The organism is Legionella brunensis, assembly GCF_001467025.1.
Lineage (GTDB): Bacteria > Pseudomonadota > Gammaproteobacteria > Legionellales > Legionellaceae > Tatlockia > Tatlockia brunensis.
This window is the reverse complement of sequence record NZ_LNXV01000003.1, coordinates 57,853-71,449: the sequence shown is the minus strand read 5'-3', so window position 1 is coordinate 71,449 and position 13,597 is coordinate 57,853. Positions and strand designations below refer to the sequence as shown.

The following is a 13,597-nucleotide window of genomic DNA, read 5'->3' as shown; positions in this document are numbered from 1 at the left end:
TTATGATCAAAAAATATTCATTAAAAGCACTGCAAAAAGCTATTAATCATGCGCTAGCCCTGGATGAGTCTATGCCTGCTAAAATTACTGCCTTGCATGGTAAAGCACTTGAAGTCATTATTGCACCTCTTGGGGTGAATTTTTTTATTCTCTTTGAACAAGAACAATTAAAACTACTTGCTGATTATGATGGACAACCAGACACTATCATTCATAGCAGCCCCCTTGGTTTAATTCGATTAAGCTTTCTGCCTGCGTCTAAAGCTCGTTCTTTATTCAATGATAAAATTAGACTTTCAGGCGATGTTGAATTAGGACAAGAAGTTAAAAAATTATTTGATGAGCTGGATATTGATTGGGAAGGTCATCTCGCTCATTTCACTGGCGATGTAGTTGCTCATCAATTCGGTTCTTTATTCCGCCAGGGACTTGCTTTTAAAAAGCACTTGAGTGAATCCATGCGTCATAATCTAAGTGATTATCTCCAAGAAGAAATGCGCATCTTCCCGCCCCGGGAAGAAATAGAGGATTTTTTTCACGACCTTGATAAACTAGTGCTTGATGTTGAACGTTTGCAAGCTCACGTTAACCAACTCTCGAGCCAGCATGAAATCGATTAAACAACTAATCCGACTCCTTCATATCAATACTATTTTGGCCAAGAATGGTCTTGATCAAGTCGTTGTTTCAATAAGACTTTTTTCTCCTTTTCGCTTCATAGTTTACTTAAATCCCTGGAATTGGTTTCGTAAAGAAAAATTAACTCGGGGAGAAGCTCTGCGAAAAACACTGGAAGAATTAGGCCCCATTTTTATTAAATTCGGCCAAGCACTCTCCACTCGTCCTGATATCTTACCTCCAGATATAGCGCTTGAGTTATGCAAACTTCAAGATGATGTGCCCCCCTTTGCCAGTGAAAAAGCTCTAACCATTTTTGAGCTCGCATTTGGCCGATCTGCTTTCGAAGTTTTTGCTGAATTCGATCCTATACCACTTGCTTCGGCTTCCATGGCCCAAGTTCATGCTGCAACCTTAAAAACAGGTGAAGACGTTGTAGTTAAAATCTTGCGCCCCAATATGCGCAAGATTATCGAAAAAGACATTAGTATTATGTATACCATAGCGAATCTTGCTGATCGCTATTGGTCTGAAAGCAAACGACTTAGGCCGAAAGAAATTGTCCAAGAATTCGAGCATAACCTGCTTGATGAACTTGATTTACAGCGAGAAGCTGCCAATGCTGCACAATTGCGCAGAAACTTTCAGGAATCCCCATTACTTTATATTCCAGAGGTGTTTTGGGATTACACCCGCGAAAACATCATGGTTATGGAGCGAATCCATGGGATCCCCGTCTCGGATATTGCAAGATTAAAAGAACATGGGGTTGACATTAAAAAACTTGCTGAGCGCGGTGTTGAAATCTTTTTTACACAAGTTTTTAGAGATTGTTTCTTCCATGCGGATATGCACCCTGGTAATATTTTTGTCTCTCTTTTGCACCCCCATGATCCTCAATATATTTGCATTGATTTTGGTATCATTGGCACCCTAAGCGATAGTGACAAACGTTATTTAGCCGAAAACTTATATGCTTTTTTTAATCGTGATTATCGACGTGTTGCTGCTCTCCACGTTGAGTCAGGATGGGTAGCAAGAGACACACGCGTAGAAGAATTTGAAAGTGCTATTCGTACCGTTTGCGAGCCTATCTTTGAAAAACCACTAAAAGATATTTCTTTTGCTCAAGTTGTATTACGACTTTTCCAGGTGGCAAGACGCTTTCAAATGGAGGTACAGCCACAATTGGTTTTATTACAAAAAACGCTTCTTGCCATTGAGGGTCTTGGGCGTCAACTTTACCCAGAACTTGATTTGTGGGCAACCGCTAAACCCTTTTTAGAGAAATGGCTTAAAGAACAAATGGGCCCCCGTGCATTTCTCAAGCAATTGCGCGAAAATTTGCCTTTCCTTTCTGAACAACTACCCCATATGCCTCGTCTTTTAAATGAAGTATTGCAACTCACCAAAGAACAAAAAATTCGTGCGCTAACACGCGATTGTGAACAAATAGACAATCCAGCCAAATCAAGTTGGTACAAAGGCTTGGGTATCGGTGTTTTTGCAACAATGGTAACCGTAAGTATGTTCGATATTTTAAATCAGGATAAATTAGCAGCCATGGCTTTATCCGCTGCTATAGTTGCAGGCGTTATAACTTTTCTTAACCGTATCAACAGGAGTTAACATGGGATTAAGTGGAATCAGTCCGTTATCTTTATTATTGATATTTTTAATAATTATTGCTTTATTTGGTACGAATAAATTAAAAAATATTGGCTCCGATCTAGGCACTGCCATTAAGAATTTTCGTCGCGCAATGAACGAAGATGATGATAAAAAATCATGAGTGGCGGCGAACTTTTATTAACATTGCTTGTTGCTATTGTGGTTTTTGGCCCGAATAAATTACCAATGTTAGCCGAACATTTGGGTAAGTTATTCCGACATCTTAATTACTTTAAGCAACAAGCCATGGCATTTTGGCAGGCACAACTAAACGAACAACAGCTGCGAGAAAATACACGCAAAGCAGAAAAGGTTGATGTTTTTTATCAAGCAAATGAAGATAGCAAACTCCCTATCTCTTCAACGCCTGATGAAAACACCAATGCTGAAAAACAAGCTAATCACAGCCAATCCTGGCATCAAAATTGATTCACCCATTTTGCAAAACTTTCCATGTAGCCTTGTAAAAATTCACGTGTGCTATCATTAGGGATATTATTTTCATCATCAAAAAGTTTGTTGACACTCGCAATATAGGCTTCAGGTTGTTGCATGCAGAACACATTTAAAAATACGAAGGTTTGACGCAAATGTTGGTTTGCACCAAAGCCCCCAATTGCACCAGGAGATGCACTAATGACTGCACCTGGTTTGCCACCCCAGATACTTTTTCCATAAGGTCTTGAGCCCACATCGATCGCATTTTTAAGTGGTGCGGGGATAGAACGATTGTACTCTGGCGTAACAAATAAAAAACCATCAAGGGATTTCATGCTTTCACGAAAATTAACCCACTCTTTAAGTGGTCTATTTTCGTCATCAGGGTCTTGGTTATAAAGCGGTAACTGTCCTATCTCTATCATTTTCAAATCAAGCGAAGATGGGGCGAGCTTTATCAATGCCAAGGCCAGTTTCCGATTCCATGACTCTTTACGCAGACTGCCGACAAGTACCCCTATTTTTTTAACCATACTATCTCCTTATAAATGCCTTTAATCTACTCTATTTTGCTAAGAGGCGCATTGATTACATCATGTAACAGAATTGTTTTTCTATGCTTTTTGCTTTAATTTTATTAAGTTGTTCAATGATCTTATTTCCCATCTCTGTGGTTGATAATAAAATATCTCCAGGAGTCAAAATGTCTTTGGTTCGTAATCCACTATCCAAAACCTCGGTGATAGCCCTTTGAATCATCTGTGCTTCTTTTTCCAGTTTAAAAGAGTACTGAAACATCATCGCGACACTTAATATCATCGCCAGTGGGTTGGCACGGTTTGTTCCTGCAATATCCGGTGCACTACCGTGAATAGGTTCGTACAGCGAATGATGTTCCCCAAAAGATGCCGATGGCAGCATACCCAGTGATCCGGTTAGCATAGCAGCCTCATCCGACAAAATATCACCAAATAAATTTGCTGTTAGCATCACATCAAATTGTTTGGGGTTACGGATTAACTGCATGGCCGCATTATCCACATACATATGAGAGAGGCTTACTTCAGGATACTCCTTATCGCGTATTGTTTGAACAGTAGTGCGCCACAGCATAGAAGTTTCCAAGACGTTCGCTTTATCAACGGAACAAACCTGATTATTTCGTTGTTTGGCGAGTGTAAATGCGACCCTAGCTATCCGCTCAATTTCAGATTTTGTATAGCACATGGTATTAAAGGCAATATCTTGCCCCTCTACAATAGCCATTCCCCGAGGTTCGCCAAAATAAACATCTCCTGTCAACTCACGAACAATGATGAAATCAAGACCTGTAATATGCTCTGTCTTCAATGGCGAAGATGCTGATAACGCTTGAAAAAAAGTAGCCGGCCTTAAATTGGCAAAGAGATTTAATTCTTTGCGAATTTTAAGTAGTCCCTTCTCAGGTTTATACTCATTTCCAATGTGATCCCATTGTGACCCACCGACTGCACCTAATAAAATGCTATCGACTTGTTTGGCAATCATAAGCGTTTCATTATCCAAAGGTAATCCGCTATGGTCAATCGAGGCACCACCAATTAACCCATGCATCAAATCAAAACGATGGGATGAATGTTGGTTAAACCACTGTATCACCTTAACCGCTTCAGCAATCACCTCAGGTCCGATACCGTCACCAGGAAGAACAAGAATTGTTTTATGCATAATTAGCTACTCCAGAAAAAGCCAAGGTTGTGCGATTTTTTGTTTCTTTTCGAAAGCAGCTATTTCCTTTTCATAAATTAAGGTTTCACCAATTTCATCCAGTCCTTTGAGTAAGCTATCACGTCTGTAAGCATCAATAGAAAAATGAATTTCTAGCGTATCTGCCCTAATTGTTTGTGATTCCAAATCCACTGTCACTGGAGCATTTAGTGTGGCCAGCTGTTGAATCATGGATTTTGGTATAACAATCGGTAACAAACCATTCTTAAAACAATTGCTATAAAATATATCGGCAAAACTTGGCGCAATAATGACCCTAATTCCAAAATCAATTAAAGACCACACAGCATGTTCACGGCTTGAACCACAACCAAAATTTTCTTCTGTCAATAAAATCTTTGCTTTTTGGAAATCAGGCTGATTTAAAATAAAATTAGGATTTGGTTTATTGTCTTCGTCATAACGCAATTCAGCAAATAGATAGTTCCCTAATCCTGTTCTTTTTATTGTTTTCAGATATTGTTTGGGAATAATCATATCCGTGTCGATATTTGCAATGGGCAATGCAGCCATAACACCCGTTATTGTTTTAAATGCTCGCATAATCAATCCCCCGCCGTAATTAAGGTGCGGACATCCGTTAATTTTCCGGTAATTGCTGCTGCTGCAGCCATTGCTGGGCTCATCAAATGGGTGCGACCACCCCGGCCTTGTCGCCCTTCAAAATTTCGATTTGAAGTTGATGCACACCGCTCACCAGGTTTTAATCGGTCGGCATTCATGGCAAGACACATGGAGCAACCTGGTTCACGCCAGTCAAAGCCACTAGCAATAAAAATGCTGTCTAACCCTTCATGCTCAGCTTGTTCTTTCACTAACCCCGAACCAGGGACAACCATAGCATAAACACCGGGCGAAACTTTTCTTCCTTTAATAACCCGGGCTGCATCTCGTAAATCCTCAATGCGGGCATTCGTACAAGATCCAATAAAAACCTTGTCAATTTTTATTGCTTGTAAAGGCATACCCGGCTCTAAGCCCATATAGTCCAGAGCACGTCGCATAGAATCTTGTTTAACTGGGTCGACTTCGTTGATGGGATCAGGCACCATCGCATCAATAGGTAATGCAGTTTCAGGACTAGTTCCCCAAGTCACAAAGGGCACTATTTTGTCGGCTTCCAAGATTATTTCTTTATCATATTTCGCACCGGCATCGCTTTGTAAAGTACGCCAGTAATCAACCGCTTTATCCCACATTTCATCCTTAGGCGCATAGAGACGGCCACGTAAATAGGTAAAAGTAACCTCATCCGGCGCTATAAGTCCCGCACGGGCTCCAGCCTCAATTGCCATATTACAAAGCGTCATTCTTGCTTCCATGGATAGTGAGTATATTAATGAACCCGTGAATTCGATAACATGTCCTGTGCCTCCTGCAGTACCAATCTTTGCAATAATTGCGAGGATGATGTCCTTTGCTGTAACCCCAAAAGGCAAACTCCCATTGATACATACACGCATATTTTTCGATTTTTTTAAGATCAAGGTTTGCGTAGCAAAGACATGCTCTACTTCGCTTGTACCGATACCAAAAGCAAGTGCACCAAAAGCACCATGGGTAGACGTATGACTATCACCACAAACCAATGTTGTCCCCGGTAAAGTAAATCCTTGCTCTGGCCCAATGATATGTACGATTCCTTGCTGCTTATCTAAAAGATCGATATAGCGAATTCCATATCGATGGCAATTTTCTTGCAGCATATTCACTTGTAATCGCGACTCCGGATCAACAATGCCGGCATGACGATTTAATGTTGGGACATTGTGATCACTAACTGCCAGAATAGTCTCAGGGCGTCTAATTTTTCTACCGGAAAGCATCAATCCTTCAAAAGCTTGCGGACTGGTAACTTCATGGATTAAATGTTTATCAATGTAAATAATTGCAGTGCCATCCGGCTTATTACAAACCTGATGTTGTTCCCAAATTTTGTCATATAAGGTTTTCATTATCTCTCCGGATTTACATTGCATTCGTCAAAAACTTTCGTCTATTACACCTAATCATAGTCATGCCCTCTTACCAAATTGCTATAAGCTTGGGTGATGCGCTGTGTAATTTCCCCGACTTTGAACGAGTGTTCGCCAATTTGAGAAATTGGCGCAATTTCAACAGCACTTCCGGTGATGAACACTTCGTCTGCCTCTGTCACTTCATGGGGATAAATATGACGCTCAATGATGGGAATGTGATGACTTTTTGCAATAGCAATAACTGTCTGCCTCGTTATACCATTTAAAAAGCAATCAGCTATCGGCGTATGAATAACACCATTTTTAACCATAAAAAAATTAGCGCCGGTACATTCTGCCACAAAACCGCGATAATCCAACATCAATGCATCATGAAATCCAGCCTGCTCCGCTTTATTCTTGCTCAGTGAACCAATCATATATAACCCAGCGGCTTTTGCAGTCACAGGCGCTGTTGAGGGGGAAGGACGAATCCAATCAGCCCACATCAACTTTAACCCTGTCTGCATAGAGCGCTCATCAGAAAAATAAGATTTCCATGACCAAGCTGCAATAGCCACATGAATCGTACATGAATGGGAGGCAACACTCATTGTTTCCTCCCCACACCAGGCAATCGGACGAATATAAGCATCCTGCAAATGATTTCTGCAGAGTAACTCTTCGGTAACAGAATTTAATTCGGCAATGCTATAGGGAATTGTAAAGCCCAGCGTCTTTGCTGAAGCATGCAAACGTTCATTGTGCTCATGGAGCTTAAATACCTTACCATTATACGCTCGCGCGCCCTCAAAAACAGCACTGGCATAATGTAATGCATGGGTCAAAATAGGAACATGAGCATCGCTCCAGGGCACAAATTGTCCATCTATCCAAATCGCACCTTTTTCTTGCTGGATAGTCGTCTTTTTTCCTTCCGCTAAAGCAATGATTTCTGCATCCGTCACTTCTTTCTGGGAGTCGCCTAATTTTTTGAATTTATTAAATAACTCATCAAAATTATCTTCTCTAACATCCATTTGCAATGCAGATAATTTATTCCGGAATGCAGCACGTCCAGAGTGTTTACCCATGCTTAATTTTGATTGAGAAAACCCCACGGATTCAGGCGTCATAATTTCATAAGTCTCGCGGCACTTTAGCATACCATCCTGATGAATACCTGATTCGTGAGCAAAGGCATTCGCACCGACGATGGCTTTATTTTTTTGCACAGTAAATCCACTAGCTTTTGAGACCATTTGTGAAACTGTTGCAATATGTGTTGGATTTATATTCATGGTAAAAGGAAATTTATCCTGTCTGGTTTTGATAGTCATAACTATTTCCTCTAATGCTGCATTGCCAGCACGTTCACCAATACCATTTATCGTACATTCGATTTGTCTAGCACCAGCACGAATTGCTGCCATCGAATTTGCTACAGCTAATCCTAGATCGTTATGACAATGCACAGATAAAATAACTTTATCAATATTGGCTACCTTATTTTTTAAGGCTTTGATTAAATCACTGTATTCATCAGGTGTAGTATAACCAACCGTATCAGGAATATTGATTGTATTTGCACCAGCATTGATAGCCATCTCAACAGCCTTCGCCAAAAAATCTATATTTGAGCGCGTAGCATCCATCGCCGACCATTCAACATCGTCACAAAAGTTTCGCGCACTCTTGACGGAAGACTCTACTGCTGCCAAAGCATCCTCCTGAGTCATTCTAAATTGATATTTTAAATGCAAATCTGAGGTTGAAATAAACGTATGTATCCTCGGATTTACGGCGGATTTAACCGCCATACCAGCTGCTTCAATATCTGGAATTTTAGCTCTCGCCAGGCTACTGACCCTGGCATTTTTTACTACCCTGGAAATTTGCTTAATACATGCAAAATCACCTGAAGAAGCTGCGGCGAAACCCGCTTCAATGATATCCACACCCATTGAATCAAGCGCTTCGGCAATTTCAATTTTCTGACTCACCATCATCGTAGCGCCTGGCGCTTGTTCACCATCCCTTAAGGTGGTGTCTAATATAATAATTTTTTCGTTGGTGTTGACGCTCATTTTATTTTCCTAAAGCAAGTGATTAAAAAAATATCTGATTGTTTTAAATATTTTAACCAACTTGCTTTGGAATTATATTGCTAACATTGTCATTAATTAGAATATTTTAAATATTAATGCCAATTAAATAGTATTTTTTAGTTAAATATTCTAATATTTTAAAACATCATGCATTATTAAATTTCATGGCGAGACAATGATAGACCGTACCGATAAAAAAATACTCGAAATCCTGCAAACCAATTGCAAGATTAGCAATCAAGAGTTAGCCGATTTGGTTGCCCTCTCCCCTTCACCATGCCTGCGACGCGTCAAGCTATTAGAAGAAAATGGCTATATCAACAAACAGATTGTCCTACTTAATCCCGAGAAGATTGGTTTAGAACTTACGGTCATCGTTCTGGTTGGGTTAAATAGCCACCAACCAGCAATTATGAGTGAATTTGAAGAAACCATGCGTCTACTACCTGAAGTAATTCAGTGCTATTTGATTACAGGACAATCGGCGGACTATTTGTTAAAAGTGATCGTACCGGACTTGAAGGCTTATCAGTCATTTTTATTGGGTAAATTAACCAGCATCAACGGTGTAAGTAGCGTACATTCCAGTTTTATCTTAAGTAATATTTGTGACACAACCGTATTACCACTCGACCATCTCTAAGGGTAGACCGACTCGAGGGTCTGTTTTACAATTTGCTAACTTAAGCTAAAAAGCCTTGATTTTTGAGCATCGTAGCGCAGCATACATGAAGTATGTGAGCAACGAAGCACAGAAAATCAAAGCTTTTCGACCAAGATAGTAGAATTGTAACAGGCCCTAGGCATTTTCTTTTTTCATTAGCTCTCCAGCACGGTACCCACCTGCTAACTCTTGATATAACTTCACGATAGTCATTAGCTGTTGTAATTTGTCTTGATTCAAATTGATATTCATTTTATCAAGAAGGACTTTACTTTTTAGTGTCTCGACATAGTTCTGAATACCTCGCTTATATAAGCGACCATTTAAGTTGTAAGCCTTTGCAGCATGCTGTTGTGCATAAGCAGTTTGTCTGAATTTATTAGTTAGACGTTCATTTTCTGACAAAGCATTTGTGGTATCTCGCAATGCTTTTTGCAGGGTATCAATGTAATTGAAATACGAAACTTTGTTTAATCCACGAGCCTTGGCAATTTCACCCAGCACCGACATTTTAATGAGTGGGCTTTTTAATAATTGATCATTAAAATAAACATTTTCTTTAGGTACAGCATACCTGCTATCGCCAGCGACTAAACCATCAATTAGATCTAATTGTATCGTTGGCAAAAGATTACTTGCCGCCAATCGCACCCCTTCGCTAGAGGCGCGTAAACGATTTTCAACCATTTGCATATCCGGTCGATTATTAAGAACCGTCAATGGTAATGAACCGGGTATTAGATGCTTGTTATGAAGGTTTAAAAATTTGGTCGTGGTTTTTATCTCACCAGGATTTTGATTAATTAAATAACGAATCGCATTGCGGCTAACTATAATATTGCGCTCAATCACCTCCAATTCGCCATGGATCATATTGACCTGACTATATAAATCCTGCGGATCAATATCGGAACTTAAACCACCTTTGTATACTTTGCGGGCAATATTAGCAAGACGCGTTAGATCCTGTACCAAAACCTGCAATAGCTGTTTACGCTCTATTTCTGCTAAATACGTAAAATAGCTGGCCGTGATTTGGGAAATAATAGTTAGTTTAATGGCATCATCTTCTGCTTTCATTTGCGCCAAAGTATATTTGGCCTGTTTTTGCTCTCTAATTTGATGGAATATATTGAGCGTGTAACTTGGAATAAGAACAGCAAGAATGCCAGGGAAGCCAGTCGCTGGATTTCTCGAATACCCGGCCATGAAATCCAAGGTAGGTATCCATTGGTAGCGAATCTTTTTTAGTTCCCCCTCCGCCGCTTCAATGTGCCCTCGCGACATGTTCAGACTTGTGTTGCAAACCAATCCTGTCTCAATAAGTTTATTGAGTGTTGGATCGCTAAATCCTCGCCACCATGCCAAAAAAGGTGTATTTTTTTCATCTTTATTGGTGATATTTCTATCAGCAACAGACCACTGGTTATTAACCACAATATCTGGCTTAACATAGACATTTTTTGCACAGCTAACTAACAAAAGTGTTAATAACAAGGTTTTAACGAGGTGTTGCATTAATCACTCCATAAGAGGCATCAGTCTGTTGCTCATCAATTACAAAAGTCTTTAAGCGTAGTAAATCAGCCTGTACCTGCTGAAACAATTGATTATAGTCAAATTTATGGTACCGCTTTGTGTAATATGCCATGTAGAGTGCCTTTAAACCGATAAAAATACGATTGCCAAGATCGACAAACTGGTTAAACTCATCGCCCACTGCACGCGCTGACTTATCAGCAAACTGCGCATTACGCATAAGCGTGTTCACTTCAAATAAACTATCAGTCAACTTAATACAACTGCTAAACCAATCTCTTCGCCGTATAGCTTCTTGATTCAACAAATCAACTAACCGATATAAATCATTAATAACTTCAGCCTGTGTATCTCTGATAAATCGTTGCATCATGTGGTAACGCCGAAACCAAAAATACTCAAATACTAAAATAATGCCGAATCCAATGAGGGTACAAAGCGTGTAGTCAAAGATGTAATAAAATACGGTGGGAGAGTTCTTTGCACTAAAATAACCGGCACCAATGACCGACGCGTTAACCGTAAATACCGTAGGGACACTATAAGCTCGCCCCACCAAAAAATAAGCAAAAAATACCGTTATTGGGATAATAATAATTAAAGTTCGATAATCGACATGACCTATAAACCATAACAAATACCCAGTGAATAATCCAAGAAGCACCCCTAAGAAACGGTGATAAGCTCGAAAGATTGTTGTGCCATTATCAAAACCGGCATAAATCATCATGACAGCAAATCCAGTCCAACCAGCACGTGGATAACGCAACCATTCCTGGATAAAAAATGTAAAAAAGAATACTGTACTAATTTGCACACAACGCAATTCACGGTAATTAAATTGCTGATTCCCTAGCAATCGGTGCATAAATAATTCCAGCTTAAAATTAATTGATAAAGTATTCGTAACTCATGTGTTTCTTTAAAGGCAGTGCGCTCTTGTTTTGTCAAAACAATCGCCTGTTGCTTTTTGCAAGCCTCATTAAGTCTGGCAAGGTATTGGTGTAAAACCCTTACGTATTCAATTCGTAACTGTTTTTGAAAAGAGAGTAAATAGGACATGGTTAATATCAGTTCAAAAGTTAGCAATGTTATTTTTAATATGCTGAAGCATTTAATATTTCTAGGTAACATTTTTGAATAACGTTCCATCGTAATAATTCCAGAAAAAATGGCGATGGATTTGACTTCCCCGCGACAAAGTTTGGCAGAAAGTATTTCTAAATTATTAACCACTTCGTAAAATGCGCGTCTCCAGATGGCAAAATAATAGGTTTTTGGAAAAATAACCAACCCTGCAAACATAACGACCATCGCAGCAAGCGTTTGTAATGCATGATTAATAGCAATGTAAAAATTACTATCCGCCATTGGGCCATAAATCAAAGAATAAGACGCTAAGCTAAGCATTATAGGCACAATCACGAGCACTTTTTTTAAGGTATGGAGTACGATGAAGTAAAGTGCGAGCGAATAGAAAAAAACAAAAAATATAAAAAATACTTTGTAGATAGAGAATACCCCAAATAAAAATATAGAAAGTGCACTACCAAGAATGGTTAGGAATAAGAAGAAATATTTTTCTTGCAAGGTATTGCCAGCAATTTCCGCGGCAAAACAAGTTAATGGGACATAGAAAAAGTAAAAATAAGGGTTGTGCATTGAAGAAAAAAAATAAAAAAAGATCATTAATTGCAATACAAAAAAAGCCTTTAGCCCATTGGTACGATGCTCTCCATACCTATCGTAGGCAACAATCTTATCTTTTAGTCGAGATATAAACATAGGCACTCGCGCCAGGATTCAATGGATAGTTTGGATCTGGATCTAATATTTTAATTTGCAGGGGAAACCGTTGGGGTAGTAATAGCCATTCATTTTCATTTGAGACGACTTGAATTTGACTTTTCGGCGCCGTGACTTGGCGTTCTGCAGGCCACAGAGAATTAACTACTTCCCCATGAAAGATTTTATCAAAATAGTACATGCGCAAAATAATATAAGCCTTATCGCCAATACGAACATTGCGTAGATCCGTTTCATTAAAGTTTGCCTGGATGTAATAGTTTGACGTATCTATAAATGAAAAAACAGGCTTATGAATTTCAATAGGCGTGTTAGGTGACACATACATGTTGTCAATTACGCCATTACCAGGCGCTCTTACTACCGTTAAATCAAGGTTGATTTTGGCATTTTCTTTTTTCGCTTTAAGGCTTGCCACCGTATGCTTTTGTTGTGCAATCTTCGCCTGCAATATTTCCACTTCTTGCTGAAGGGCTGCCCGTTTATTACTTAAGGTAGCAACATCATAAGAAAGATTTTTAATTTCAAGAGTAGATACTGCTTCAGCAACGCTTTTATCTTCTTTAAGACCTAGTGCATATTTAGCCTTTGCTAATTCGGCATCGGTTGATTTAATTAAAGCCGATGTTTTGTCAATTTGTTTCTGAAATACAATGATTTTTTTTAATCCTTCTTGATAATCTGCAGCTGCTTGTTGATAGGCTAATTGATAAGGCGTTTGATAGACTGTGAATATCGGATCATCTTTTTTAACATGCTGACCATTTTTGACATGAATTTTAGTAATAAACCCAGAAACATCAGCAGCCACCGGTGTTACGTTGGTGACTACGAAGGCATTATCCGTAAATGGAATCAGGTATGAAAATAGATGGAAAATACCAATTGCAAGAGCTAGTCCAATAACAATGATTGGTAAATTGATACTATTTTTCAATCGCCTAAAAAACATTGGCAGTGTGTGGCCAAAGAAATGTCGCGATCGTTCGGTTAGCCATTTACGCGATGCAGTAGAATCTTCTTTCACA

General features: G+C 39.3%; 14 protein-coding genes. 5 read left to right on the top strand and 9 right to left on the bottom strand.

The annotated features are described in order from the left end of the window. The first annotated feature begins 2 nt into the window (after window positions 1-2). Genes Lbru_RS00710 through Lbru_RS00695 form a run of 4 tightly spaced genes read left to right on the top strand, consistent with a single transcriptional unit; the run spans window position 3 to window position 2,718 of the window. Window positions 3-620 (top strand): ubiquinone biosynthesis accessory factor UbiJ, encoded by a 618-nt coding sequence (locus Lbru_RS00710; protein ID WP_058440261.1) that lies wholly within the window; start codon window positions 3-5, stop codon window positions 618-620. Beyond that, complete coding sequence (gene ubiB / locus Lbru_RS00705; protein ID WP_058440260.1) at window positions 607-2,247, top strand: ubiquinone biosynthesis regulatory protein kinase UbiB; 1,641 nt, start codon at window positions 607-609, stop codon at window positions 2,245-2,247. Before Lbru_RS00710 ends, ubiB begins: the two co-directional genes overlap by 14 nt. A gap of 1 nt (window position 2,248) precedes the next feature. Then, window positions 2,249-2,410 (top strand): twin-arginine translocase TatA/TatE family subunit, encoded by a 162-nt coding sequence (gene tatA, locus Lbru_RS00700; protein ID WP_058440259.1) that lies wholly within the window; start codon window positions 2,249-2,251, stop codon window positions 2,408-2,410. Continuing rightward, window positions 2,407-2,718 (top strand): Sec-independent protein translocase subunit TatA/TatB, encoded by a 312-nt coding sequence (locus Lbru_RS00695; RefSeq protein WP_065235400.1) that lies wholly within the window; start codon window positions 2,407-2,409, stop codon window positions 2,716-2,718. The genes tatA and Lbru_RS00695 overlap by 4 nt, the downstream gene beginning before the upstream one ends. On the opposite strand, the gene Lbru_RS00690 is transcribed toward Lbru_RS00695, so the two are convergent. From Lbru_RS00690 to Lbru_RS16680, 5 genes are read right to left on the bottom strand one after another with little or no spacing between them, the layout of a single operon-like run. Continuing rightward, entirely contained in the window at window positions 2,709-3,260 is a 552-nt protein-coding gene (locus Lbru_RS00690) for an NADPH-dependent FMN reductase (protein WP_058440258.1), read from the bottom strand. The two genes, Lbru_RS00695 and Lbru_RS00690, sit on opposite strands and share 10 nt — an antisense overlap. 55 nt (window positions 3,261-3,315) lie before the next feature. Further along, the gene (gene leuB, locus Lbru_RS00685; RefSeq protein ID WP_058440257.1) at window positions 3,316-4,434 is read right to left on the bottom strand and encodes a 3-isopropylmalate dehydrogenase; all 1,119 of its coding nucleotides are present in this window, start codon (window positions 4,432-4,434) and stop codon (window positions 3,316-3,318) included. Between the two features lie 6 nt (window positions 4,435-4,440). Beyond that, window positions 4,441-5,037 (bottom strand): 3-isopropylmalate dehydratase small subunit, encoded by a 597-nt coding sequence (leuD, locus tag Lbru_RS00680; protein ID WP_058440256.1) that lies wholly within the window; start codon window positions 5,035-5,037, stop codon window positions 4,441-4,443. Window positions 5,038-5,039: 2 nt separating this feature from the next. Further along, window positions 5,040-6,449, bottom strand: a complete 1,410-nt coding sequence (leuC, locus tag Lbru_RS00675; protein WP_058440255.1) for a 3-isopropylmalate dehydratase large subunit — start codon at window positions 6,447-6,449, stop codon at window positions 5,040-5,042. A 50-nt stretch (window positions 6,450-6,499) separates the two neighbouring features. Then, entirely contained in the window at window positions 6,500-8,539 is a 2,040-nt protein-coding gene (locus tag Lbru_RS16680) for a 2-isopropylmalate synthase (protein WP_083500780.1), read from the bottom strand. Between the two features lie 196 nt (window positions 8,540-8,735). Here Lbru_RS16680 and Lbru_RS00665 point away from each other — a divergent pair, with 196 nt between their 5' ends. After that, window positions 8,736-9,203 (top strand): Lrp/AsnC family transcriptional regulator, encoded by a 468-nt coding sequence (locus Lbru_RS00665; protein ID WP_131793427.1) that lies wholly within the window; start codon window positions 8,736-8,738, stop codon window positions 9,201-9,203. 156 nt (window positions 9,204-9,359) lie between these two features. Here the strand turns inward: Lbru_RS00665 and Lbru_RS00660 are convergent, their stop codons facing one another. The 4 genes from Lbru_RS00660 to Lbru_RS00645 are packed head-to-tail and all read right to left on the bottom strand — an operon-like array spanning window position 9,360 to window position 13,596. Beyond that, window positions 9,360-10,742 carry a TolC family protein gene (locus Lbru_RS00660; RefSeq protein ID WP_058440254.1) on the bottom strand — a complete coding sequence of 461 codons (1,383 nt, stop codon included), beginning with the start codon at window positions 10,740-10,742 and terminating at the stop codon, window positions 9,360-9,362. Then, window positions 10,726-11,631, bottom strand: a complete 906-nt coding sequence (locus tag Lbru_RS00655) for an FUSC family protein (RefSeq protein ID WP_058440253.1) — start codon at window positions 11,629-11,631, stop codon at window positions 10,726-10,728. The genes Lbru_RS00660 and Lbru_RS00655 overlap by 17 nt, the downstream gene beginning before the upstream one ends. Further along, on the bottom strand, window positions 11,616-12,548 hold the full coding sequence (locus Lbru_RS00650; RefSeq protein ID WP_058440252.1) for a hypothetical protein: 933 nt from the start codon (window positions 12,546-12,548) through the stop codon (window positions 11,616-11,618). The genes Lbru_RS00655 and Lbru_RS00650 overlap by 16 nt, the downstream gene beginning before the upstream one ends. Beyond that, window positions 12,523-13,596 (bottom strand): HlyD family secretion protein, encoded by a 1,074-nt coding sequence (locus Lbru_RS00645; protein ID WP_238583794.1) that lies wholly within the window; start codon window positions 13,594-13,596, stop codon window positions 12,523-12,525. Before Lbru_RS00645 ends, Lbru_RS00650 begins: the two co-directional genes overlap by 26 nt. Window position 13,597: the final 1 nt, after the last annotated feature.